The organism is Clostridium sp. D53t1_180928_C8 (genome assembly GCF_015667795.1).
Taxonomy (GTDB): Bacteria; Bacillota; Clostridia; order Clostridiales; family Clostridiaceae; genus Clostridium.
The window spans coordinates 39,459-66,155 of record NZ_JADPEL010000017.1 but is presented as its reverse complement, the minus strand read 5'-3'; the positions used below and the strand labels follow the sequence as shown (position 1 = coordinate 66,155).

Sequence of the window (26,697 nt, the reverse complement as noted above, 5' to 3'; positions counted from 1 at the left end):
ATATATACAAAAAATAAGTAATAATTACTATAATTAATATAAATATAAACAATATTGATAAATTTATGTATTTATATTAGTTTATAAATTATAATGAGAAATTCTTTAGAAACATATTAGGAGGATATATATGGGTATAAAATTTATAGAGAAATATAAGGTGTTTAAATTAGATTCAAAGGACACATCATATATTATAGCAATAGTAGATGAAGAACAATTTGTTGGACATGTTTACTTTGGAAAGAAGATAGTTGATGAAAACGTTAATTATTTATTAAGAACAGATGAATCACCATACGTTCCATCAAAAAATAATAGAGATAGAGTATCATTTTATGATAGTTTTCCAATGGAATATTCGACTCATGGAATAGGTGATTTCAGAGAGTCTTGCCTTAGAGTAAAAGATAGTAAAGGTAATAATGCTTGTAAATTACAATATGTAGCTCATCAAATATTTAGTGGAAAGAGAAGCTTAGATAGATTGCCTGCAACTTTTGGGAGTGAAGGTGAATGTACAACTTTAGAAATAACTTGTATAGATAAAGATTTAAATTTAGAAGTAGTTTTAGTATATACAACATTTGAGAAGTTAGATGTAATAACTAGAAGTGTTAGAGTTAAAAATAGTGGGAATACTTCAATAGCGCTTACTAAAGTATTATCAAGTTGCGTAGATTTTGAGGGAGTTGATTTTGATATAATCTCTCTTCATGGTTCATGGGCAAGAGAAAGACATATTTGTAGAAAGAAAATAGGGTATGGAAGACAAGCTGTTTCATCAATAAGAGGAGAATCAAGTCATCAAGATAATCCGTTTATAGCTCTTTTAGATAATAATGCTACTGATGAAAGTGGAAATGTTTATGGGTTTAATTTCGTTTACTCAGGAAACTTTTTCGCTCAAATTGAAGGATGTCAATTTGATACAACAAGAGTTGTAATGGGAATTAATCCGGAAGATTTTGAATGGGTATTAGAAAATGGAGAAGAGTTTATTGCTCCTGAAGTAGTAATGGTATATTCAAATAAAGGTATAGGAAAGATGACAAGAACATTCCATGATCTTTATAGAAATCATTTAATTAGAGGAGAATATAAAGATAAAAAACGACCTATACTTATAAATAACTGGGAAGCTACTTACTTCGATTTTAATACAGAAAAATTATTATCGATAGCTAAAGAAGCTTCAAGTCTAGGTATTGAAATGATTGTTATGGATGATGGATGGTTTGGAAAGAGAAATTCTGATAATTCATCATTAGGTGACTGGATTGTTAATGAAGAGAAAATAAATGGAGGATTAAAAAATCTTGTAGATGAGGTTAATAAGTTAGGTATGGAATTTGGTATATGGTTTGAACCAGAGATGATTTCACCAAATTCAGATTTGTTTAGGTCTCATCCAGATTGGTGTATTCATATTGAGGGACGCGAACCTGCTTTGTGTAGAGAACAATATGTTTTAGATTTATCTAGAAAAGAAGTAGTAGATTATATTTATGAAAGTGTTAAAAAAGTACTTTCAAGTGCGAATATAACTTATGTTAAATGGGATATGAATAGACAGTTAACTGATTTAGGAAGTTTAAAAATTAGTCCTGAAAGGCATGGAGAGTTATTTCATAGATATGTATTAGCTGTTTATGAAATGATGAATAGATTAACTACTGATTTTCCACATATATTACTAGAAAATTGTTCTGGAGGCGGAGCAAGATTTGATGCAGGGATGCTATATTATAGTCCTCAAATTTGGTGTTCAGATGATACGGATGCTATTGAAAGATTAAAAATTCAAGAAGGCACATCAATGGTATATCCATTATCAACAATAGGAGCACATGTTAGTGATTGTCCTAACCATACAGTTGGTAGAACTACACCTTTTGAAACAAGGGGCAATGTAGCTTTAGCAGGAACATTTGGATATGAATTAGATGTTACTAAAATACCACAAGCGGATAGAGAAATGATACCAAAGCAAGTTGAAATGTATCATAAGTATAATGATTTAGTTAGAAGGGGAGATTACTATCGTATAGAAAATTACTCTGAAAATCATAGATTTGATGCATGGGAAGTTGTTTCTAAAGATAAAACGGAAGTATTAGTTACATGTGTACAAGTTTTAGGTAGGCCTAATTATCATAGCAGAAGAATTAAATTAAAAGGTTTAGACGAAGTGAGAATGTATAAAATCCAAGAAACAGATGAAATACTTTCGGGTGGAGCTTTAATGTATGGAGGTCTTAATATTTCTTTATATGGAGATTATTCTAGTAAAATAATACACTTAATAAGTGAATAGTAAGTAATGAGTAGTAAAGCTATATCAAAATTGAAACTTTATTTTGATATAGCTTTTTATTTTAGTTTTAAATAATGTAAATCTCCTAAAAATAAAAATGATTTTAAAACATGTATTTATATTTAATTAACAATAATTACTATATATTAGCAAAAATTACTTTAGATTATTAGATTTGTTGTAAATGATTTCTTAGGGAAATAAAATTTAATATGTAATTTAAAATACTATTTTATAGTATAAAAATATAATTTTAAAATAGACATAGGGGGATGAAAAATGAGAAAAGTAATGAGTAAAAAATTAATAGCTGTAGTATTATCTTGTATGATAATAAACTCACAAGTACCATTACGAGTATTTGCAACGACAAATGATTCAATAGAAAATGATGTATTAAATGGTGGTGTAAATATATTAGTGGATCATGAAGAATTAGGTTGGTATTTTGATAGTTTAGAGAGTGGAACTTGTGGTTGGGAAAATGGGGGTTCATGGGATTATAAGGGTGATTTAGATGTAGCATATGATGAAGAAAAAATAGGTAGTGGTTCATTAAAGTTAAATGTTGATTATTCAAATAATATTGATACTAGTTGGAGTGAAGTTAAAATACAAAATAACTTTGATAATAATGTAAATATAAGTGGTTATAATTTGCTGACATATGACTTTATATATAATCCAGCAGCTATGACAACGGGTTCATTCCAAACAAAACTATTTATAAATGATGTAGTAGATACTTATTTACCAATTAGCTTTGAAAATGTAGAAGATGTTGAAGGTGGATTAAAAAAAGCCAAAGTTACTATAAAATTTAGTGGCGTTAATACTGATATTAGTGGAGTAATTATAGGAATAATAGGAAGTAATACTGATTATAAGGGAGATATATTTATTGACAGTATAGAGTTCTCAAAGGAAGAATCTGAAGAGATATATGTTGATATTACAGAAGAATTAAGGGAAACACCAAGTATAGTAGATATAAATAGTTTAGCTACTCCTAAAAACGTATCACTTGTAGATGCTAATGTAACTAAGGAGACAGCATCTTTATATTCATATTTAATGGGGGTTGGTAAATCTGATCAAGTAATATTTGGACATCAAAATGATACTCATCACAAGGGGGGAAAACTAGATGATGGAACAAATTCTGATACTAAAGATGTAACAGGTTCAATAGCAGGGGTAGTTGGAATTGATACATTATCATTTACAGAGGATGAATTACAAGGTGGTGTAAATGCAGCTGCAGAAGTTAGTATAGAGGCAGCAAGGGAAGGCGGAATAATTACTCTATCTTCTCATATGCCAAACTTTCAAGTTGTAAAAAATAGAGGGATAAATGACGATGGAACTTATAATTACTCAGGATATTCTCCAGGAGTAACAAGTGGAAATATTGTTGAAAGAATAATGCCTGGTGGTGATTTAAATGATATATTTACTGGATATTTAGATATAATAGCTGATTATGGGTTACAATTACAGGATGAAGGTATTTCAGTATTATTTAGACCATTCCATGAGAATAATGGAAGTTGGTTCTGGTGGGGAAAAGCTTTTTGTGATGAAGAAGCTTATAAAAATTTATTTAGATATACAGTTGAATATTTAAGAGATGTTAAAGAAGTTCATAATTTCCTCTATTTATATTCACCAAATGGACCATTTCAAGACGAAGCAGAGTATTTATCACGTTATCCAGGAGATGAATTTATTGATATTATAGCTTTTGATATGTATCATGATAATCCAACACAAGATGATGTATGGATAGATTCATTTAAAGAAACAATAGAATTAGTGCAGGGTTTAGCAAATAAAAGAGGAAAGCTTTCAACTGTATCTGAAACGGGTATGAGAGTTATGAGTTCATTGGGTGGACAAGATTATTTTAATGGTGTTGCTGATACCGGAAATAAAAGATTAGATTGGTATAATGAAGTTTTAGATGTTGTTTCAGATTCTGATATGCCATATTTTATGGTTTGGGCAAATTTTGATGATAAATCTAATTTCTATATTCCATATAAAGTAAGTGAAACAAAAGGTCATGAAATGATTAATAACTTTATTGATTTCTATAATGATGATAGATCAATATTTGCTAATGGAACTGGAGATTTTTATAATGTTTCAGTAGATGTTAATGAAGCATATTCATATGGATTTATAACTCACCCAACTTCAGGTAGCAGAGTTTTAGGGGAAACTATATTAAAGGCAAGTATAAAAAATATTGATGGGAAAATTACATTTGTATTGAAAGATAAAGCTAATAATATAGTTGAAACTTTAAATGTATCTCAAGAAAATGGTATATATAGTGGAAAAATTACAGAAGAGATTCTTGCTAAAATTGGTGAAACTATAGGTACAGTGGAATTGAAGGCTAATGATGAGGTTTTAAATTCTATTAAGGTTTTATTTAATATGCCAGAAGTAGAAGCAGATGATAAAATAGTTGATGATTTTGAAGGATATTTAGGTGAAAGTGCATTAATAGAAAATACCTGGGCAACTAATTACGGACCAGGGTGTAATTTAAAACCAACGCTTTCAACAGAAGAAGGTACTTTTAATAGCGGAAAATATGGATTAGCGTTTAATTATAAAATTTCAAATGAAAAAGTTAATGAAGGCTGGGCTGGTATGACAGTAAAGAAAGAAGTTGACTGGTCAGAATATGATGCATTACAATTATGGATTAAGCCAGATGGGAATGGACAAAAATTAGTAATTCAAATTACTAGTAATGGTGAGGATTTTGAAGTTTGGTTACCCGAATTAGCGGCTACTAAAGAAGCAAAGCTTGTTACACTACCATTTACTGAATTTAAAGGTAAAAATAATGGGATTTTTGATCCTTCAAATGTAACTAGTGTAGGGGTATGGTGTAATACGATTGTACCTGAAGGACATGAAGGTAGTTGGACAGTAGAATCTACAATGTATTTTGATGATATAAAAGCTGTAAATACTTCAGATATAGAAGAACCTGATAATGATAACAAATCAGAAGATGATTATAATGATTCAGGTAATGAAGATAATAACTCAAATGGAAATATAGTAATAAAACCTGATAACAACAATAAACCAAATAATAAGTCTAATAAGCTACCTCAAACTGGTGGAGCTAATAGTGTTGTTAATATGACATTTGCTATGTCACTTATAGGTGCAGGTGTGTCATTAAAAAGAAAAAGGAAATAATTAAGGGATTAAATTAAATATAATAAAAATAAGCTGATGAGTGTGAATTCTCTTCAGTTTATTTTAGATTTATTTAACGATATAAGGTAAAGTTAATACCATGGATGTCCCACTTCCTAAAACACTAAAAATTTCAAGTCCATACTGTTCACCGTAATGAAGCTTTAAACGTCTATTAATATTTCTTAAAGCAATACCACGGAATTTATTATTTTTATCATTTATATATTCATTTAAATCTTTTAAGGTTTCTGAGTCTATTCCGATTCCATTATCAGAAATTGTTAAAAGTAATTCATTACCTATTTTCTGTCCTTGGATTATTATTTTACCATTACTACTACAATCACTTAATCCGTGATATATAGCATTTTCTATTAATGGTTGAATAATCATTTTTATTATTTCACATTCTAATATATCCTCACTGACAAGGTTTTGTATAGTGAATAATTGATCAAAACGGATCTTTTGAAGATAAATATAATTATCTATTATAGTTAATTCTTCCTTTAGCTTAACGGTGTTTATCTTCCTATTCATACTATATCTAATTATAGAACCAAAGTATTCAGCCATAATAGATGTTTCTTCATCATCATTTAGTTCAGCCATCATATGAATTGATTCTAAAGTGTTATATATGAAATGGGGATTTATTTGATTTTGAAGCTGTTTTAGTTCTAAGTCTTTTTGTTCAATTTTATTTTTATAATTTAAATTTATTAGATCATTAATTCTTCCCTTCATTTCATTATAAGAATTAACCAATATACCTATTTCATCATTTCTGTTATAAGTTAAATTAGATGTAAGATTCTTTTCGATATTACTTTTTTCCATGTTGGCAATTAAGTAATTAATAGGGTTAAAGATTCTATTAATAAACAATTTATATAAAATTATAAATAAAATAGAGCAAAAAATTATGCTTGTAATAAATGAAAAAATATACAAACTATTTATATTATATACATCACTATTAGGGATAGCGCTAATTAGTATCCAATTTGTTAAAGGTATCTTATTTGAAGTAGTAAAATAAGGATCAATATTAGTAATAGTATGTACAGTAGGTTCAATACTTGTTGTAGCTAACTCATCAAAAAAAGGAGTAAAATCTATATTAGAACTAGAGGAAACTATTAAATTACCATTAGAATCAAAAACAGAAAGGATTTGATTATTATATGGTAAATCCTTAGTAAGTACTTTTAGTAAATCGCTTATAGGAATAGTTATTAATAATATTCCTGTAACCTCTTGAGTATTAAGATTAATAATTTTTCTTGTTACTCCAATTAAGTTTTCACTATTACTTGATGTGTATTCAAAAACATCACTAGATTTAATGAAAGGAACAAAGGAAATAGTATTATCACTTTCTAGAGCTTCATTAAACCATGTTTCAGAAAGTGAATTTTTAATTATTGAGTTTGGGGTATTTCTAGTGCTAAATACGCCGTCACCAGATAAGTTATATATAAAGGCACCATTAATTGATTCACTTTGAATAAGCATCATCTCACAAAGATAAAGCAAATAATTATAATCAGATATTTCATATTTTTCATTAGATGTTAGTATAGAATGAAGTTTATCAATATCAGGAATTATTAGTGGATATTTAGATACATCAGATAAATTATTGAATTTTTCATATATTTGTTGGCTTAAAGTAGTATTGAAATTTTTTATAACCTTACTAGTCTTCCCAAATTCATATTGAGAATAAGAGTATAAGTTAATAGTTGTCATTAAAAAAAACAAAGAATACATAATAATGAAAACTAATATTGTAGTACGCTTTATAGATATATCATTTTTAAGATTCATAAATTCTCCCGCTTATAAAAAATATATTTTATTATTTTTAAAATTATGTTAATTTAAATATATAGTAAAATTTGAGAATATTCAACATAGGAGGAAATATGAGAATAATAGTTGTAGATGATGATAAGATAATTAGAATGGGTTTAATAAAGATATTAAATAAATTATTTGATAATCATGAAGTTGTAGGAGATTTTCAAAATGGAGCGCTAGCTCTTGAATATTTAAAAGAAAATGAAGGAGAAATTGATTTAGTAATAACAGATATAAAAATGCCAGTAATGACAGGTATAGAACTTGTAAAATCTGCAATAAATGAATTGAGATTACCTCCAATATTTTTAGTACTAAGTGGATATGATGAATTTACATATGTAAGGGATACCATGAGGTATGGAGCTTTTAATTATTTATTAAAACCAATAAAAAAAGACGAACTAAAAAAGGTTATTGAAGATGTTGAAATTAAGTTACAAGAGTTAAAGAAAAAGGATAATATAATGAATAAGTCTATAGAACTTATAAAAAAAGATTTCTTTAAGCATTTGTTATTCTCAAATACAGATATAAATTTAAAGACGGATAAGAGTCTATTAGATAATATTCAGTTAGATGAAAATTATTATTATAAGATGATAATATTACCTATGAATAAAGAGGATAAGGAAATAGGAAGTAAGTTATTAAGTGAATATATAAAAGAAGTAATTAAATTCAATGAAAAAATTGAATATTTATATTTTTACTTTGGTGATAACGTTTATATAATTTTTTATTTTAATATAAATGAAATTCAGAGTATTGAGTTGCTAGTAAATGAAATAGATAGCAAAACAGATATTTTTATTGAAAATGATATGAGTATATTTATTTTAAAATCTACAGAAAAGGTATGGGAACTTAGAGAGTATGTAAAGATAGTAAAAAGAGTTAAAGAAAATATGATTTATACCAAAAAGATAAAAAAATATTTTATAGAAGACTTAAATGAATTATCAGAAATATTAAGTGATGATAAGGCTGTATATAGTGCTACATCTATTAAATTAGCTATACAGTTTATAACAAATAACTTTGATAAAAACATTACTTTAAAGGATGTAGCTGATGAAGTGTTTTTAAGCCAAAATTATTTATCAGAATTATTTAAAAAGGAAACAGGAGAAGGGTTTTATGAATTTTTATCAAATTATAGGATAAAGAGAGCAAAGGAAATGTTAATTACAACAAATTTAAAAATATATGAAATTGCAGAAAGTGTTGGATACAATGATTCAATAACATTTGGACGAGCTTTTAAGAAAATAACGGGAACTACTCCAAATAGCTTTAGAAATAATAAGATTAAGGTTTAAAAGAAATAAGGGGAATTTTTATGAGTCGTATTAATAAAAAAAATACGTTAGTTTTACTACTATTATTTTTAATATTAATCTCTGTAGTAGGAGCTGTATATTGGAGTGAAGCAAATAGAGTAAGTTTTGATATAAATAACAAAGATGAGCTTAAAGGAGATATTACCTTTGTAAGTAATAGAACTGACAAGAAAGATGAGCTTGAAGAATTAATAAAAGAATTTGAGAACTTGCATCAAAAGGTAAGTATAGAACTTAAATTAATTGGAGATGCAGAAAGTATATTGCAAAGAAAAGCATCTGTAGGAGAGTTACCTGATGTAACATTAGTTCCGTCAACAATAACTAAAAATGAATATAATAAGTATTTTCTTACAATTGATGATTTAGGATTTAATGATAATAATATGAATAACTATGATATGGGAGTAGGTTCTGACAGTAGACTTTATTGCTTAAACAGTTCTATAACATGGCAAGGGGTAATTTATAATAAAGAGATTTTTAAAAAAGCTAATATAGAGAATTTACCTACCAGTATAGATGAATTATTTGATGTATGTGAAAAAGTTAAAGCTTTAGGGGTAATACCTATGGCTATAAATTATAGACAGTCATGGACAATGAATTTGTGGGTAGATATTATTCCGCATTTATTTGATAATAGTCTTTCTAAGGAGACTGTATTAGGAAATGAAACAATATTAAATAGTAAATCAGGTATGTATAAGTCATTGAATTTAATTAGAGAGATAGTAAAAAGAGAATATTGTGAATCAGATTTGTTAAGTTATGAATGGCAACAATTTAAGAATGATATGAATGATGGGAAAATTGCAATGACCATTTGGAATTCAGACTTTATAAATCAATTAGAGGATATGGGAATGGATGAGAGTAATATAGGAATGTTTCCAATACCAGAAACTGAAATTGTTAAAATATATGGTGATTATAAATTTGCTGTTTCAAAAAAAAGTGATTATCCAGAGGTTGCAAAGGCATTTTTAAAATATATTTTTGAAGAAAGTAGATATTCTAAAGCTGTAAATAATATATCATCATTAAAAGAAGATGATGATAGTAAAATTAGAGTTGAAGCTATGAAGAATTTTGGTATTCCAGTAGAATTTTATTCTGATTTTATAAGAAATCAATCTGTATATGATGCAAAATTACAAGAGGATTTTTTAAATATAAAAAGTAAAAATGGACTTGATGCCAGTTTTGTTCAAAAATATATAGTTGAAGATAATATAGAAAGCTTAGTTAATGAAATAGAGGATAAGTGGAAAAAGTCAATAGAAGAATAGTAGATATAATATGTTTATTAAAAGTATAGACAAGTTATAATGATAAATATATACTATTATTTATAGGGTGTTTTGAAAAAGTTACATTATTTTATTTTAAGGGGAGAAATATATATGGCAAATTATATGGTATATGATATAGGTGGATCAGCAGTTAAATGGTCAATTATAACAGATAAAGGATCTATATTAAAAAGTAATAAAATTGAAATAGCAGCAACAGTTGAAGAATTTTTTTGTGAATTAACAGATTTATTTAATATATATAAAGATGAGTTTCTATTACAAGGAATTGCTATAAGTGCGCCAGGAGCTGTAGATTCACAAAGTGGAGAAATAAAGAGTAAGAGTGCTATTCCATATATTTATGGAGTAAATTTTAAAGAAATACTTAGTGAAAAGATTGGATTGCCAGTAGAGATAGAAAATGATGCAAATTGTGCAGCGTTAGGAGAGTGCTGGTTAGGAGCAACAAGAGATAATGAAGATTCAGCTTTTATAGTTTGTGGAACTGGAATTGGAGGAGCTATTGTAAAAGATAAGAAAATTCATACTGGTGCTAATATGCATGGTGGAGAATTTGGATTTTGTATAGTTGATTGTGATATTAAAAATAATAAATTATTAAATTGGAGTGAGGTAGGATCAACATTTGCATTAGTAAAAGCTATTTCAAATAGAAAGAATATAGATATTAATAATTTCAATGGTAAAAAAGCATTTGAATTATATGATAATGGAGATGAGATTGCTATAGAGGAGGTTAATAAATTCTTCACTTATATGGCAATTGGAATTATCAGTATTCAATATACTTATGACCCAGAGGCAATAGTTATTGGTGGGGCTATCTCTGAAAGAGAAGGAATTATAGAAGACATAAAAAAAAGAGTTATAGAGATACTATCAGAAAATGAATATGCTAAAGTAATTCCACAAATCAGAAAATGTGTTTATGGAAATGATGCAAATAAATTAGGTGCTTTATATAATTTCTTGCAAAAACAAGAAATTGAAATATATGTAGGACAGAATTAATTAGATAAAGTCGGCTAAAGTCGGCTTTATGTTATAATTAATAGAAATGAAGGATAAAGTGGAGGTGATTAAGTGAATAAATATGAAATTATTGCTAGTGATATAAGAGAAGATATACTTAATGGAGTATATAAACCTAATGAAAGATTACCTTTTGAAAAAGAATTATGTGATAAGTATAATGTTAGTAAGATGACTGTAAAAAAGTCTTTAGATTTATTAGTGGCTGAAGGGCTGATAGTAAAAAGAAGGGGATCAGGAACCTTTATTAAGGATATTACTGAAAAAGAAATACATGGAATAATAGATAAAAAACAATTTTCAGGATTAACAAATAATAATTTAGCACATAAAGTTACAAGTAAGATTTTAGACTTTAAGGTTATTCCATCAGAAACTGAGATAGCAAACAATTTAAAAATAGAAAAAGGTGATTTTGTATACTTTATACATAGAGTTAGGTATGTTGATAATGAGCCTTTAGTTATTGAAAAGACATATATGCCTATAAATGTAATTCCGGGGATAAAAATATCTGAAGTAGAAGGATCAATATATAATTATATTAAAGATAAATTAGGCTTAAAAATTCAAAGTGCACATTCAACTATAAGAGCTGATAAAAGTACAGAACTTGATAGAGAATCATTAAAATTAAATGAGTATGAGCCAGTTATTGAAGTTGAGAGAGTTGCTTATTTAGAAAATGGAAAAGCTTTTGAATATTCTTTTGCAAGACATAGATATGATAAATATGAATTTAAAACAATAACAGTTATATAAAGATGAGTCATTAAATTTATTCAGATTTAATGACTCATTTTTTTTGTGGTAAATTTTATAGTTTATATGAATAAATTCGGAAAAATATACAAAAGTAATTATATTATATTTAAAAGTATAGACATGTATAAATTAAATATATATAATTTAATTATAAAAGGAATTTGAAATTTTAGGAGGTAATTATGGAAAAAAAATATAGATTCCCAGAAAATTTTTGGTGGGGTTCAGCAACATCAGGACCACAAAGTGAAGGAGCATTTAACAAACCACATAAAAGTGTATTTGATTATTGGTATGAAATAGAGCCAGAAGTCTTTTTTGATAAAGTGGGACCAGAAGTAACCTCTAATTTTTATAATAGTTATAAAGAAGATTTAGCTATGTTAAAAGAAATTGGATTAAATAGCTTTAGAACCTCAATACAATGGACAAGACTTATTAAGGATTTGGAAACTGGAGAGCCATACGAAGATGGAATAAGATTTTATAATGATGTTATAGATGAAACTATAAAAAATGGAATGATTCCAGTAATGAATTTACATCATTTTGATTTACCAGTTGAATTATATAATAAATATGGTGGATGGACATCAAAACATGTTGTTGATTTGTTTGTAAAATTTGCAGAAACAGCATTTAAATTATTTGGGGACAGAGTAAAGCATTGGACAACGTTTAATGAGCCAATGGTAGTGGTAGAAGGTCAATATTTATATGAATTCCATTACCCTAAATTAGTAGATGGAAGAAAAGCTATACAAGCTATGTATAATATAAATTTAGCATCAGCTAAGGCTATTAATAAATTTGATGAGTTAGGATGTAGAAAAGATGGTGGGGAAATAGGTATAGTACTTAACTTAACTCCGGCTTATCCAAGAAGTAATAGTGAAGAAGATTTATATGCATCTAAAGTTGCTGATACAATATTCAATTATTCTTTCTTAGATCCAGCAGTAAAGGGAGAATTCCCTGAGCTATTAGTTGAACTTTTAAAGGAAGATAATATTTTATGGGAAAGTACAGCAGAAGAATTAGAAATTATAAGGCATAATACTATAGATTTCTTAGGTGTTAATTATTATCAACCAAGAAGAGTAAAGGCAAAAGAATCAAAAGTTGATAATAGTAAGGGTTGGATGCCAGAAAAATATTTTGATTATTATGATATGCCAGGAAAAAGAATGAATCCATATAGAGGCTGGGAGATATATCCACAGGCAATGTATGATATTGCAATAAATATTAGAGATAATTATAATAATATTCCTTGGTATATTTCTGAAAATGGAATGGGTGTTGAAGGTGAAGAGAAATATATAGGCAAAGATGGCTCAATACAAGATGATTATAGAATTGAATTCTTTGAAGAGCATTTACAATACTTACACAAAGGTATTGAAGAAGGAGCAAATTGTTTTGGTTATCATTCATGGACTCCAATAGATTGTTGGTCTTGGTGCAATGCATATAAAAATAGATATGGATATATTGCAGTGGATTTAGCTACTCAAAAGAAAACAATAAAGAAATCAGGAAATTGGATTAAAGAAGTATCAGCAAATAATGGATTTTAATAATGTTAATATAGGTAGAGAGAACCGTTAGGTTCTCTCTATTTTTTATAAAAATAAGTTGCAAATTTGTAATTATAAATAAATTATACGATTTATAAATCAAAATTATGCTGTATATTCAAAAGCATAGAATACTTAATTAAAAGTTTGTAAAATTAATTTGTAAACAGGAAAACGTTTGCTGATAAATGTGAAAATGTATATTTAGAGGGGGAGAATTAAAATGAAAAAAAGATTACTAAGTGTTATTTGTGCTGGTGCAATAACAACATCGCTTTTTGCTGGCTGTTCATCAACAGGTAGTAATAGTGGAGATAGTAAAGGTGAAGTTACATTAAAAGTTTTAACACATAGAACAGATATAAAGGATACAGTGTTAAAAACAGTTGCAGACAAATATTACGAAGAAAAAGGAGTAAAAATAGAGTGGGAAGCAATCACTGATTATGAAAGTATTGTTCAAACAAGAATGAATACTCAAGATTATGGTGATGTATTGAATATATTACCAGCATTTAAAGCTGATGAATTAGGAGAGTTCTTCGAACCATTAGGATCAGTAGATGATTATAGTGATTATGTTGGCGTAACTGAAAGAGCAGATTTAAATACTGATACTGTATATGGTATTCCAAATGGATTAGGAGCAGATGGTGTTGTATATAACAAAAAAGTATTTGCTGAAGCTGGTTATGAAGAATTCCCAACAACTTTAGATGAATTATATACTGCATTAGCAAAAATTAAAGAGCAAGAAGGGGTAGTTCCAGTAGCTATTAATTCTGCAGATATGTGGCCATTGAGCCAATATGATGCTGTTGCTTCGGTGATTTATGGAAATCCATATTATTATAGAGATATGGGAGCTATGGAAAGCCCATTCTCAGCAGGAAAGCCAACAGGAGATATGTTAGAAATTCTTTATAAGTTTGTTAGTGAAGGCTGGGTTGAAGCTGACTTAGCTACAACTAATTGGGAACAATCAAAAGTTGATATGGCTAATGGAAAAGTTGGTATGATGACTCTAGGTATGTGGGCTGTTTCCCAAATACAAGGTGCAAATGAAGCTAATTCTGAAGATATTGCTATAGCTCCATTCCCAGCAATTAATTCAGGTGAATTAATTGCTGGTGCAGGTCCAGATAACTATTTAGGTGTAAGCAAATATTCTAAGCATAAAGAAGAAGCTAAAGATTTTGCTATTTATTTTGCGAATTCTCTAGATTATTTAGATGAAGGTGGTTTAATTCCGTCTAATAAAAATCTTACTTCAGGAAATCCTGTTGTTAAGGAATATCAAGAATCAGGAGTTGAATTAATGTTTGCTGATCCAGCAGAAGCAGATCAAACAGCTAGTGATTTAACTACTGAAATAGCGAACGAATCAGGAACTAAATTCTGGGTTGGTGAATATATTCAAAATGCTGTAATAGCTGCTAAGAAGAGCAGAGCAGACTTTGAAAAGGTTATTGAGGATTACAACAATAAATGGAACACTAATAAGGAAAAATTATCTAAATAATAAATGGTATTAATAATAAGGGGAGCTTTTACTCCCCTTATTATAAAAATATATTTTAATTATAAAAGTCTCTAAATTAATGTAAATAGAGCAGACTAATATTAAAGGAAAGAAGTTGTAAAGGGGGAAAAACTGTGTTTAAAAATGTAAGTTATAAAACACAAAGGAAATTTATAATAGCACTATTCTTACTAATTCCACTTACATTATTGTTTGTATTTACGTATTTACCAGCAATAAATATGATATCTTATAGTTTTACTAATTGGAAAGGATATGGGGCTAAGACATTTGTAGGACTTGAAAACTACATAAATATATTTAGTGATCCAGAAATTTTCTCAGTATTAAAAAATAGTTTGTATTATTTTGTTGGTGGTTTAATACAGTTAGCTTTAGCTTTCGTATTTGCAGTAATAATTAACTCTAAAATAAAAGGTAAAGGTTTCTTTAAATCATTATTCTTTTTTCCTTATTTAATTAATGGGGTTGCAATATCATTAATGTTTTTATTCTTTTTCCAACCAAGTGGAACATTTGATACTGTACTTAGCATGTTAGGATTAGATGGTTTAATTAGACAATGGTTAGGAGATGCACAATATGTTAATTTCTCTTTAGCATTTACATCAATTTGGAGATTCTTTGGATATAACTTCATAATTTTCTTAGGAGCACTTCAATCAATTTCAGATGAAGTTTTAGAAGCCGCAGACTTAGATGGAGCTGGTGATTGGGATAAAATAAGATATATTTATATACCATCAGTTAAAAGAATAATTCAATTAAACTTAGTATTAAATATTTCAGGAGCAATTTCAGTATTTGAAATACCATATATAATGACTGGTGGATCAAACGGAAGTTCAACATTTGTAATTGAAACAATGAAAACAGCATTCACGTATAACAAAGTTGGTAAAGCATCAGCTATGGCAGTTATTGTAATGTTAATAGTTGCATCAGTAGCATTAATTCAAAATATATTCTTTAAGGAGGACAAGGAGTATGCAAAGTAGTACAGAAGTAAATGTAGTAAAACCAAAAATGGATAAAGAATTATTTGTATTAAGAGCTAAAAGTATATTTTTTAAGACTCTTAAATATGCATCATTAATATTAGCAGCAATAGTATTTATTCTTCCGATACTAACCATATTTTTAGCGTCATTTAAGGAATATAATGAGTTTTATTCAACAAATAAATTATCATTACCAGCAAGTTTCTTAAATTTGGATAATTTCAAGACTGCCTTCATTCAAGGTGGAATGATGAGAGGCTTCCTTAATACTGCGTTTATAATGGTAATATCATTATCAGGAACGATTTTGATGGGAGCAATGGTTGCATATGTACTGCACAGATTTGATTTTAAGTTAAAGAAAGCAGTTTTATTAATTTACATGGTACCAATGTTCTTACCTATGGTAACTACTCAAGTTGCTACATTCCAAATAATGAGTAGACTTGGATTATATAATAGTTTATGGGCACCAATAGTTCTTTACTTAGGAGCAGATGTTATGAGTATATTCATAATGATGCAATTTATGGATTCTATTCCATATTCAAATGATGAAGCAGCAATGCTTGAAGGTGCATCATATTTCTATATATTTAGAAAGCTTATAATACCTCTATTAAAACCAGCTATAGCAACAATTATAATAATTCGTGGAGTTGGTATTTATAATGATTTCTATACACCATTCCTTTATGCACCAGGAGAAAATATGGGAACACTTGCAACTTCTCTTTATAAGTTTATGGGACCATATGGTGGACAATGGAATGTTATATGTGCAGGAGTTATATTAATAATGATTCCAACATTAATAGTATTCTTAGCATTACAAAAATATATTTATAATGGATTTACTGCAGGTGCGGTAAAATAGTTGAAAATTAAGAGTTAAGAGTTAAGGGATGAGGCTTCTTATAGAGTATCTAAAATACATTTATAAAGTTTTAGTTCTAAACTCTTAGCTTTTTTTATAAGATAATTTTTTCAAATAGGGTGATAAAATGAGAGAAAAGACATTTAAGTTAGTTCATATTTTATATGTTTTATTAATAACAAATTTAATATCTATTTTTTATTTATTTTTAGGAGTATTTTCATTAACATTAGTACCAATAATATTTTCTAATGTAGAAATATCAGTGATGTTAATTAATGATGAAATTGATGGATATTCAGGCATCTTAAAGATTTTTAATTCACAAATGAAAAAATACTTTAAAGAATATAAAAGGCCTTCTCTTTTAACTGGATTTTATACATTAACCATAGTTGGAGCAATAATAATGTTAAGAAGAGTTGATATGCCAATGGCAAGTGCTTTAAATTATCTATTTGCTTATTTATATATTGTTATAGCTATATATTGGGGATATTACTCTTTATATGTAGTAATTAAAGAAAAGTCAATAAAATATATAGATGCATTAGCAATAATGTTTATGAATCCTAAAAAATTATTATCTACAATGGGACTATTTATATTACTTATATTGATGGCATTATTTAGAAAAGAATTTTTAGGTGTATTAGCAATTGCAGTAATTTCAGCAATTTTTGTGAAAATTAATATAAGTACAGTTGAATCAGTAAAGATAGTGAGATAAGTAATGTAAGAGGAAATGTAACGGATGAAGGAGTGTATTTATAGGAGAGAGTATAGTGCAAAATCCATAGGAATAAAAAAACATACAAATATTATTAAAAGTTAGCAATAAATATGATTTTAAGGTTAACTAATTGAATGCATGAAAATGTTAACATATCATGAGTATATAAACTAGTTAATTAAATTATAGATTAGAATTAATGGGAAGTGGAGGATATTTAGATGATTTATAATCTACGAAAAAAGGCAAAAGAAGAATTATTAAATCATATAACACCTTTTTGGCTTAAGTTAATTGATAACGAAAATGGTGGATTTTATGGAGAGGTAAATTATGATTTAGAAATTAATAAGAAAAGTGTTAAGGGTGGAATCCAAACTTCAAGAATATTATGGTTCTTTTCAGCAGCATATTGTGAAACAAAAGATCAAGAATGTAAGAATGCTGCAACTCATGCTTATGAATTTTTAAGAGATAAGCTTTTTGATAAGGAATTTAATGGTGTATATTGGATGGTAGATTATGAAGGAAATCCTATAGATACAAGAAAACATGTTTATTGTCAATCCTTTGCTATATATGCATTAAGTCAATATTATAAGGCAACTAAAAATGAGGAAGCTTTAAGCCTAGCAGTGAATTTATTTAATTTAATTGAAAGCAAGGGATTTAATAAAGTAAATTTAGCATATTTAGAAGAGTTTGATAGAAAATGGAATATTACTCCAAATGAAATGTTGAGTGAAAATGGTGTTATCGCGGAAATAACAACTAATACGCATTTACATGTTTTAGAAGCATATACAACTCTTTATGAAGTAACACAGGATATTATGGTTGGAGAAAGATTAAAAGATTTAATATATACTTTCTATAATAAAATTTATGACAAAGAAGAACAGTTCTTTAAAATATTCTTTGATAAAGAGTGGAATACAATTATAGATTTAAAGTCTTATGGACATGATATAGAGGCTACATGGTTAATAGATGATGCGTATAAGATTTTAAAGATTAGAGATAAAAATATAGAAAAAATGCTTATTGATGTTGCATATAAGATAACAGAACAATTACAAGAAGATGGTTCATTAATAAATGAGGAAGAGAATGGAGTTAAAGACTTTACTCGTGTATGGTGGGTACAGGTTGAAGCAATGATAGGATATTTAAATGTATATGAAAGAACGCAAGATGAAGTATTTTTAAATATAGTAGATAGATTAATGACCTATACTATGGAAACTATAGTAGATAAAAGAAAAAATGGAGAGTGGTATTGGTCAATAGAGGCAAATGGAAAGCCAACTGAAAGAAGTGTTATTGAACCATGGAAAACACCTTACCATAATGGAAGATTTTGTTTGGAGTTTATAAAGAGAATAGGAGAATAGAAAATGATACATGAAAGATATTATACTTTAAAAGAAGAACAAGAAAAATTATTGACAAGAAAGAATGAAATAGATACTAATTGGTATAATGGTGTTTATGATAGATATAAATATCCAGTAATAACTAGACATCATGTTCCAGTTGAATGGAGATTTGATTTAAATAAAGAAACTAATCCGTACTTCATGGAAAGATTAGGAGTTAATGCTACTTTAAATGCAGGCGCTATTTATTTAAATAGAAGATATTATTTAGTTGTGAGAACAGAAGGATTAGATAGAAAGTCAATTTTTGCTTTAGCATCAAGTGAAAATGGATTAGATAATTTTAGATTTGAATCATTAATTCAATGGGAAGATATTTGTAAAGAAGAAACTAATATATACGATATGAGACTTATTAAGCATGAAGATGGATATATTTATGGAATTTATTGTTCTGAAAGAAAAGACCCAGAGGCAATTCCGGGAGATACATCTTCAGCGGTAGCACAAGCAGGTTTAGTTAGAACAACAGATTTAATAAAATGGGAGAGACTACCGGATATAAAAACACCATCTCCACAACAAAGAAATGTTGTATTGCATCCAGAGTTTGTAAATGGAAGATATCTTTTATATACTAGACCACAAGATGGCTTTATTTCTACTGGTTCAGGTGGTGGAATAGCTTATGGATATTGTGATGACATTACAAATCCAGTTATTAAAGAAGAAAAGATAATGCATGAAAAGAAATATCATACAGTTTATGAAGTTAAAAATGGACAAGGACCAGCTCCAATTAAAACTGAAAAGGGATGGATACATGTAGGACATGGTGTAAGAAATACTGCAGCTGGATTAAGATATGTTTTATATACTTTTGCTACAGATTTAGAAGATCCAACAGAAATTATTTCATTACCAGGAGGACATTTTATAGCACCTTATGATGATGAAAGAGTTGGGGATGTATCTAATGTAATATTCTGTAATGGTCTTACTGTGGATGAGAATAATAATGTAAATATTTATTATGCGTCAAGTGATACAAGATTACATGTTGCTACAACAACTGTAGATAAATTAATAGATTATACGTTTAACACTCCACAAGATCCATATAGATCTCTTCTTTGTACAGAACAAAGACAAAATCTTATTAAAGAAAATAGTAAATTGCTAAAAACTGAATAATAAATATATTTTATTCAATATAATCAACATTTTGTTGGAAATATAACAAGAAATAGAAAAAACAAAATGTTAAACTAATATTGTTATTACTAATAAAGTACTTAGGTTCTATTGTAAAGTATATTTTCCTCGATAATTCTGCAAAGTTAAATTTAGATCCTAAGTACAAAGTTATATAATAGTATTATTTTTAGGAATAAATTAGAATAGGACATTAATTGTTATAAATGCATACTATAATTAATATAATAGTACAAATATTAATTAAGGTAGGTTATAATGGCGAGAACATATGCATATTCAGCAGACTTTGATAAAGATATTGAAAATTTATTTAAAGACGCCAAACTATTAGGTGAGGGACATAATGGCATTGTTTATGAAGTACCTGGGAATAGAGCTATAAAAATATTTACGGACAAAAATGTTTGTAAGAGTGAAGCAGAAATATTATATAGAGTAAAGAAATCTAAATATTTTCCTAAGATATATAAGAGTGGAGACTATTATATATTAAGAGATATGGTGAATGGGGAAAGATTAGATGATTATATACAAGAGAATGGATTAAGTCAGCAGCTTATATATAATTTATATAGGTTAATTAATGAATTTAAGGCATTAAAATTTACAAAATTAGATGCAAGATGTAGAGATATATATGTAGATAAAAATCAAAGATTAAAAGTTATAGATCCAAAACAATGCTATAAAAGAAAAGTTGATTATCCTAGACACTTAATGAAAGGTCTTGATGGAATAGATGTGTTAGAGGAATTTTTAAGAGGAATTTATATAATTGACAAAAGAAGAGGAGTAGAATGGGAAGAAAAAATTAATCAATATTATGCAAAAGAATATTAATCATATATACTTAAGGGTAAAACGGAAAAAGGTTGATTGTTGAAAATCAGCCTTTTTTATGTGTCTGGAAGGCATGCTTATTTAACTAAATTAAAAATTTGGAGTAATAAAGGAATATTATTTAAGACCATTGTAAAAAATAGAGGGGTAGATATTAGATAGGATGATAAAATATTTCATTTAATGTTAAAAATAAGGAGGATATGAAATGAAAAATTTTGTTGAAATTGTAGATGTCGTAGCAAGACAAATATTAGACTCTAGATGCTTCCCAACAGTAGAAGTAGAAGTTTATCTAGAAGATGGAACAATGGGAAGAGCGGCAGTACCATCAGGAGCATCAACAGGTATTTATGAAGCTGTTGAATTAAGAGATGGTGATAAAGATTACTATATGGGAAAAGGTGTTTTAAAAGCTGTTGAAAATGTTAACGATACAATAGCTGAAGAATTAATTGGATGTAATGTTTTTGATCAAACATATATTGATAAGATGTTAATAGAACTTGATGGAAGTAATAATAAAGGCAAATTAGGAGCTAATGCTATACTTGGTGTTTCTTTATCTGTAGCACAAGCAGCAGCTAATTATTTAGGATTACCTCTATATCAATATGTTGGTGGAGTTAATGCAAAAGTATTACCAGTTCCAATGATGAATATCATAAATGGAGGATCACATGCTGATAATTCAGTTGATCTTCAAGAATTTATGGTTATGCCAGTAGGCTTTGATAATTTTGATAAAGCAGTTCAAGCTTGTGCTGAAGTTTACCATGCATTAAAGAAAACTTTAAATGAAAAAGGATACTCAACAGGTGTTGGAGATGAAGGTGGATTTGCACCAAACTTAAAGAGTAATGCAGAAGCTATTGATGTTATTTTAGAAGCAATTACAAAAGCTGGATACGAACCAGGAAAAGATATTTTTATAGCTATAGATGCAGCTTCATCTGAATATTATAAAGATGGTAAATATGTATTAGAACATGAAGGAAAAACTTTAACTGCAGCTGAAATGGTTGATTTCTTTGAAGATTGGGTTAACAAATATCCTATTATTTCTATTGAAGATGGTATGGCAGAAGAAGATTGGGAAGGTTGGAAGTTACTTACTGATAGATTAGGTAAGAAAGTTCAATTAGTTGGTGATGACTTATTTGTAACTAATACTCAAAGATTAGAAGATGGAATTTATAGAGGCGTTGCTAATTCAATTCTTATTAAATTAAATCAAATTGGTACTTTAACAGAAACTTTAAATGCTATAGAAATGGCTAATAGAGCTGGGTATACAGCTGTTATTTCTCATAGAAGTGGTGAAACAGAAGACACTACTATAGCAGACTTAGTTGTTGCTGTTAATGCAGGTCAAATTAAGACTGGGGCTCCAGCAAGATCAGAAAGAGTTGCAAAATATAATCAATTAATAAGAATAGCTGAAGAACTTGATGACGTAGCAGAATATAGAGGAAAGAAAGCTTTCTTTAACATAAAAGAATAAAATTTATTAATATGGCAAATAGTAGATTTATTATAAATTTAGCTATTTGCCATTATTTTTTTATATACTTTTATTAAGATTTATTGGAGATTTTTATTAAGAATTACATTAAATATTATTAAATATGTTAACAGATATATAATTGAATTAATAAGAAATTTCTATTAAAAATTTATTATATAGAGATGATATCTTATGAGAAGATAATTATTAATTTAAATAATGTAATAAGGTGGAGGGGAATGATATGCAGTATAAAATAACAGCTGATATGATTAAGAATTCATTAGTGAGTAGAGGAGACATTTCTAGAATTGAAGGTGTATTTAATAAAGCTAAAAGTGGACAAGATATTACAGTAGCATTTTTAGGTGGATCAATAACTCAAGGTTGCAATGCAACAAAATTTGAAGAGTGCTATGCAAGCAGAACCTATAAATGGTTTAAAGAAAAATTTAATAATGTAAATGTAAAGTATGTGAATGCTGGCGTTGGAGCAACAGGTTCAGTAATTGGAATTCATAGAGTAGAAAAGCAAGTTTTATCAGAAGAACCTGATATAGTATTTATAGATTTTGCGGTGAATGATAGGGATAGTATTTATGATAAGATTGCTTATGAAAGTATAGTAAGAAGAATCTTATCAGTAAAAAATCCACCTGCAATAGTTGAAATTTTTATGAGTAATTTTGATGGTAGTAATGTTCAGTCTCAACAAATAGAAATAGGAAGAAAATATAATCTACCAATGATAAGTTTTAGAAATACAATTTATAAGGAAATGATAGCTGATAGATTAAAATGGAATGAAGTTGCAACTGATGAAGTACATCCAAATGATTACGGTCATTTCATAATATCAAATTTATTAATATTATTTATGGAAGATATATATAAGGATTTGAAGGGTGATGTAAAAGTCAGTGATATAGAACTTGGAGAGCCCTTATTTGGCGATAAATATATATGTGGGATAACAATGAATAATAATAATTTAGATACAAAAGAAATAAGTGGATTTTCTTTAGATAGTGAAGGCTTCCAAGTATTTAAAAATGGATGGAAATTTATTTCTCAAAATGGTAAAGAAGCATCTTTAACAGTAGACTTAGAGGGAAAAAATATATTTTTGTTATTTAAAAAGACTATAAAAGATACTGCTGCAAAGTTATTAGTTAAAGTTGATAAAAAAGAGAGGATAATAATTGATACATTCTTTGAAAATGGGTGGGGAGATTATTCAGCAACTGAAGTGTTAGTTGAGGAATTATTAAATGAAAAACATAGTATTGAAATTAGAGTATTAAATGAAGATAAACCAGTAGAAGCATATATAATGGGCTTCTTAGTTTCATAGGGGGAAAGTGTATGTATTTAAATAGTTTAGATAAAAATAAATATACATTAATAGAAGCTGATAATTCAAATTATCAATATATGGGAAGGGTTGATTTTGAAAATCCTAAAGCACCAACTATTATTTATGCTGGAAGTATGATTAAGACAAAGTTTACTGGAAAGTCAATTAAGATAGCTATTAAAAATATACATGCATGTTATGAAAATGCGATTGGATTTATTATTGATGGAAGTATTATTGGAAAAGCTATAATTGAAGAACATAATAAAGATATTATTTTAGATATTGCAGAGGGATTAAGTGAAGGAGTACATGATTTAATTTTATTTAAAAGATCTGATGCAGCTCATTATTTTGAGTTTTATGGTATTATTTTAGAAAAAGGATGTTATTTAGAAAGACCGGAGTCTAGAAGTAATAGGAGAATTGAATGTTTTGGTGATTCTGTATCTGCAGGTGAAGTTGCTGAAGCTGTAGATTATGTTGGAAAAGTAGATCCAGAGGGACATGAAGGAATATATTCTAACGCATGGTATTCCTATTCTATGATTACAGCAAGAAAATTAGGTGCAGAAATAAACAATAATGCTCAAGGAGGAATTGCTGTATTAGATGGGACAGGCTATTTTAATCCAAGTTTAGGATATAAGGGGTTAGAGTCTACTTATGATAAATTAAAATATAGTGCTGAACTTGGGAAGTGTAATAAGTGGGATTTTAACAGGTATACTCCACATGTTGTTATTATGGCATTAGGACAAAATGATTCTCATCCAGTAGATTATATTAATGATGATAAAGAAAAAAGGGAGTATTGGAAATCAAAATATAAAGAAATTATTTTAGATTTGAGAATCAAATATCCAAATGCTTTATTTATAATTATAACTACACTTTTATGCCATAATCAGGGATGGGATAGTGCTCTTGATGAAATGACTAAAGATATTAATGATAAAAAAATTGTTAGATTTAAGTTTAAGAGAAATGGAATAGGAACTCCAGGACATTTAAGAATACTAGAAGCTGAGGAGATGGCAGAAGAGTTAACTTCATTTATTGAATCTTTTGGAGAAGAAGTTTGGAAGTAAAATAATATAAAATAGCGACTTGAAAGATGATTTATATTTTAAGAATTAAATCATCTTTTTTTATTATATAGATAATAATTAGCTAAGTATTATTTGGTTTAGATATTTAATAGTGTTTTATAAGAAATTTTAAATTTATTACTTTTAGATTAAAAAAATAACATTTCTACAGAAATACATACAAAAACAAAGGTAAAGAAGTGAATCTATGGTAATAAATTAAAATGCATAGTAAATTAAATATGTAATTGTTAACAAAGTTGTTTTAAATAAATTTATTAGCAAATTATAATAACAAAATAGTTATTAATAGTAAAATGTATTACATTTATAATAGAAAGTGGAGGGTATTATGGAAAAAGTTAAAATTTACGGTGATGCAGTAAAAAATATGCCATGGCAAGAGAAACCAGAAGGATTTGATGGAGTTGTTTGGAGACATGATAACAATCCAATTATTGATTGGAATCCAACAAAAAAGAGCGCAAGAATTTTTAACAGTGCAGTACTTCCATATGAAGATGGATTTATAGGAATATTTAGAGCTGACCATAAGAATGGTAGACCTCAATTACACTTAGGAAGAAGTAAAGATGCCTTAAATTGGGATATTGAAGATGAAGAGATTAATTGGAAGGATGAGCAAGGAAATGACTATCAACCAAGTTATGCTTATGACCCAAGATTAGTTAAAATAGAGGATACTTATTATATAGTTTGGTGTTGTGACTTTGGTGGGGCAGCATTAGGTTTAGGAATGACTAAAGACTTTAAAGAGTTTGTAAGACTTGAAAATCCATTTATTCCTTTCAATAGAAATGGTGTTTTATTCCCAAGAAAGGTTAATGATAAATACTTATTACTAAGTAGACCAAGTGATAGTGGACATACTCCATTTGGGGATGTATTCTTAAGTGAAAGTCCTGATTTAGTTCATTGGGGAAAACATAGAAGAGTTATGACTAAAGGTGGACAAGGTTGGTGGCAAGGAACTAAAATTGGTAGTGGTGCTACACCAATAGAAACATCAGAAGGTTGGTTAATGTTCTACCATGGTGTTTCAGGAACTTGTAATGGATTTGTATACAGTATGGGTGCTGCTATATTAGATAAAGAAAATCCATCAAAAGTATTATATAGAACAAGAGATTATTTATTAACTCCAGAAAAGGAATATGAAACAACAGGATTTGTGCCAAATGTAGTATTCCCATGTGCAACACTTCAAGATCCTGAAACAGGAAGAATAGCAATTTATTACGGGGCGGCAGATACTTATGTTGCAGTAGCATATGCTCAAATTGATGAATTAGTTAAATATATAAAAGAAAATTCAGAATTAGTTGATGGTGACGATATAGAATTCAGATAAGTAAGATTCTAAATCGTTGATTTAGTTAATTGAAGTTGCCTAAAACTCCAAATTTTAATTTGGTTATATGAGGGTACACTTTAGTGTGCTCAGACACTAAAGAGAATCGAGTTTACTTTAAAACTTTATAAATATTTTTCTCAAGAAGGTTGATGTACTTATGTACTCGGCCTTTTTTCTATTACGAAATTGTAAGATTAATGAAATATTAATCGATGTTTTTTATATACGTTTTTTTATAGAATATTTATTGTAAAAGTATATTTAAAACGAACTGTAACTTAAATGTTAATGAAATATTAAGAATTAGAGTTATTTATATAAGG

Annotated in this window: 19 protein-coding genes; 18 read left to right on the top strand and 1 reads right to left on the bottom strand. The window is 27.9% G+C overall.

Translation table 11 applies throughout. The features are described from left to right. The first annotated feature begins 130 nt into the window (after positions 1-130). Complete coding sequence (locus I4V51_RS11935) at positions 131-2,317, top strand: alpha-galactosidase (protein ID WP_195988664.1); 2,187 nt, start codon at positions 131-133, stop codon at positions 2,315-2,317. Positions 2,318-2,596: 279 nt separating this feature from the next. Then, complete coding sequence (locus I4V51_RS11930; protein ID WP_195988663.1) at positions 2,597-5,545, top strand: CIA30 family protein; 2,949 nt, start codon at positions 2,597-2,599, stop codon at positions 5,543-5,545. A 69-nt stretch (positions 5,546-5,614) separates the two neighbouring features. Here I4V51_RS11930 and I4V51_RS11925 read toward each other — a convergent pair whose 3' ends face one another. Next, positions 5,615-7,381, bottom strand: coding sequence for a histidine kinase (locus tag I4V51_RS11925; protein ID WP_195988662.1), 1,767 nt, complete (start codon positions 7,379-7,381; stop codon positions 5,615-5,617). Positions 7,382-7,479: 98 nt separating this feature from the next. Between I4V51_RS11925 and I4V51_RS11920 the strand changes: the two genes are divergently transcribed. From I4V51_RS11920 to I4V51_RS11845, 16 genes are all read left to right on the top strand, one after another. Next, positions 7,480-8,736 (top strand): helix-turn-helix domain-containing protein, encoded by a 1,257-nt coding sequence (locus tag I4V51_RS11920; protein WP_195988661.1) that lies wholly within the window; start codon positions 7,480-7,482, stop codon positions 8,734-8,736. A 20-nt stretch (positions 8,737-8,756) separates the two neighbouring features. After that, positions 8,757-10,049, top strand: coding sequence for an extracellular solute-binding protein (locus tag I4V51_RS11915; RefSeq protein WP_195988660.1), 1,293 nt, complete (start codon positions 8,757-8,759; stop codon positions 10,047-10,049). 114 nt (positions 10,050-10,163) lie between these two features. Continuing rightward, on the top strand, positions 10,164-11,087 hold the full coding sequence (locus I4V51_RS11910) for an ROK family protein (RefSeq protein WP_195988659.1): 924 nt from the start codon (positions 10,164-10,166) through the stop codon (positions 11,085-11,087). Positions 11,088-11,159: 72 nt separating this feature from the next. Further along, positions 11,160-11,870 (top strand): GntR family transcriptional regulator, encoded by a 711-nt coding sequence (locus tag I4V51_RS11905; protein ID WP_195988658.1) that lies wholly within the window; start codon positions 11,160-11,162, stop codon positions 11,868-11,870. 185 nt (positions 11,871-12,055) lie between these two features. Beyond that, complete coding sequence (locus tag I4V51_RS11900; protein ID WP_195988657.1) at positions 12,056-13,453, top strand: glycoside hydrolase family 1 protein; 1,398 nt, start codon at positions 12,056-12,058, stop codon at positions 13,451-13,453. A gap of 223 nt (positions 13,454-13,676) precedes the next feature. After that, positions 13,677-14,975 carry an ABC transporter substrate-binding protein gene (locus I4V51_RS11895; protein ID WP_195988656.1) on the top strand — a complete coding sequence of 433 codons (1,299 nt, stop codon included), beginning with the start codon at positions 13,677-13,679 and terminating at the stop codon, positions 14,973-14,975. 134 nt (positions 14,976-15,109) lie between these two features. Beyond that, the gene (locus I4V51_RS11890) at positions 15,110-15,994 is read left to right on the top strand and encodes a sugar ABC transporter permease (RefSeq protein WP_195988655.1); all 885 of its coding nucleotides are present in this window, start codon (positions 15,110-15,112) and stop codon (positions 15,992-15,994) included. Beyond that, entirely contained in the window at positions 15,984-16,874 is an 891-nt protein-coding gene (locus I4V51_RS11885) for a carbohydrate ABC transporter permease (protein WP_243281495.1), read from the top strand. The genes I4V51_RS11890 and I4V51_RS11885 overlap by 11 nt, the downstream gene beginning before the upstream one ends. 127 nt (positions 16,875-17,001) lie before the next feature. Beyond that, the gene (locus tag I4V51_RS11880; RefSeq protein ID WP_195988654.1) at positions 17,002-17,604 is read left to right on the top strand and encodes a hypothetical protein; all 603 of its coding nucleotides are present in this window, start codon (positions 17,002-17,004) and stop codon (positions 17,602-17,604) included. Between the two features lie 224 nt (positions 17,605-17,828). After that, a complete protein-coding gene (locus tag I4V51_RS11875) occupies positions 17,829-19,001 on the top strand; it encodes an AGE family epimerase/isomerase (RefSeq protein WP_195988653.1) in 1,173 nt (390 codons plus the stop codon). Positions 19,002-19,004: 3 nt separating this feature from the next. Further along, complete coding sequence (locus I4V51_RS11870) at positions 19,005-20,180, top strand: glycosidase (RefSeq protein ID WP_195988652.1); 1,176 nt, start codon at positions 19,005-19,007, stop codon at positions 20,178-20,180. A 279-nt stretch (positions 20,181-20,459) separates the two neighbouring features. After that, positions 20,460-21,044, top strand: a complete 585-nt coding sequence (locus I4V51_RS11865) for a protein kinase (RefSeq protein ID WP_195988651.1) — start codon at positions 20,460-20,462, stop codon at positions 21,042-21,044. Between the two features lie 208 nt (positions 21,045-21,252). Next, entirely contained in the window at positions 21,253-22,548 is a 1,296-nt protein-coding gene (eno, locus tag I4V51_RS11860) for a phosphopyruvate hydratase (protein ID WP_195988650.1), read from the top strand. A 247-nt stretch (positions 22,549-22,795) separates the two neighbouring features. Then, on the top strand, positions 22,796-23,905 hold the full coding sequence (locus I4V51_RS11855) for an SGNH/GDSL hydrolase family protein (RefSeq protein WP_195988649.1): 1,110 nt from the start codon (positions 22,796-22,798) through the stop codon (positions 23,903-23,905). Between the two features lie 11 nt (positions 23,906-23,916). After that, positions 23,917-24,999 (top strand): electron transporter RnfD, encoded by a 1,083-nt coding sequence (locus I4V51_RS11850; RefSeq protein ID WP_195988648.1) that lies wholly within the window; start codon positions 23,917-23,919, stop codon positions 24,997-24,999. A 352-nt stretch (positions 25,000-25,351) separates the two neighbouring features. Next, entirely contained in the window at positions 25,352-26,371 is a 1,020-nt protein-coding gene (locus I4V51_RS11845) for a glycoside hydrolase family 130 protein (RefSeq protein WP_195988647.1), read from the top strand. The last annotated feature ends 326 nt before the right edge of the window (positions 26,372-26,697 follow it).

Coding starts and splice junctions, on each gene's coding strand:
- I4V51_RS11935 (WP_195988664.1), top strand. CDS start 131: ATGGGTATAAAATTTATAGAGAAATATAAGGTGTTTAAATTAGATTCA.
- I4V51_RS11930 (WP_195988663.1), top strand. CDS start 2,597: ATGAGAAAAGTAATGAGTAAAAAATTAATAGCTGTAGTATTATCTTGT.
- I4V51_RS11925 (WP_195988662.1), bottom strand. CDS start 7,381: ATGAATCTTAAAAATGATATATCTATAAAGCGTACTACAATATTAGTT.
- I4V51_RS11920 (WP_195988661.1), top strand. CDS start 7,480: ATGAGAATAATAGTTGTAGATGATGATAAGATAATTAGAATGGGTTTA.
- I4V51_RS11915 (WP_195988660.1), top strand. CDS start 8,757: ATGAGTCGTATTAATAAAAAAAATACGTTAGTTTTACTACTATTATTT.
- I4V51_RS11910 (WP_195988659.1), top strand. CDS start 10,164: ATGGCAAATTATATGGTATATGATATAGGTGGATCAGCAGTTAAATGG.
- I4V51_RS11900 (WP_195988657.1), top strand. CDS start 12,056: ATGGAAAAAAAATATAGATTCCCAGAAAATTTTTGGTGGGGTTCAGCA.
- I4V51_RS11895 (WP_195988656.1), top strand. CDS start 13,677: ATGAAAAAAAGATTACTAAGTGTTATTTGTGCTGGTGCAATAACAACA.
- I4V51_RS11885 (WP_243281495.1), top strand. CDS start 15,984: ATGCAAAGTAGTACAGAAGTAAATGTAGTAAAACCAAAAATGGATAAA.
- I4V51_RS11880 (WP_195988654.1), top strand. CDS start 17,002: ATGAGAGAAAAGACATTTAAGTTAGTTCATATTTTATATGTTTTATTA.
- I4V51_RS11875 (WP_195988653.1), top strand. CDS start 17,829: ATGATTTATAATCTACGAAAAAAGGCAAAAGAAGAATTATTAAATCAT.
- I4V51_RS11870 (WP_195988652.1), top strand. CDS start 19,005: ATGATACATGAAAGATATTATACTTTAAAAGAAGAACAAGAAAAATTA.
- I4V51_RS11865 (WP_195988651.1), top strand. CDS start 20,460: ATGGCGAGAACATATGCATATTCAGCAGACTTTGATAAAGATATTGAA.
- eno (WP_195988650.1), top strand. CDS start 21,253: ATGAAAAATTTTGTTGAAATTGTAGATGTCGTAGCAAGACAAATATTA.
- I4V51_RS11855 (WP_195988649.1), top strand. CDS start 22,796: ATGCAGTATAAAATAACAGCTGATATGATTAAGAATTCATTAGTGAGT.
- I4V51_RS11850 (WP_195988648.1), top strand. CDS start 23,917: ATGTATTTAAATAGTTTAGATAAAAATAAATATACATTAATAGAAGCT.
- I4V51_RS11845 (WP_195988647.1), top strand. CDS start 25,352: ATGGAAAAAGTTAAAATTTACGGTGATGCAGTAAAAAATATGCCATGG.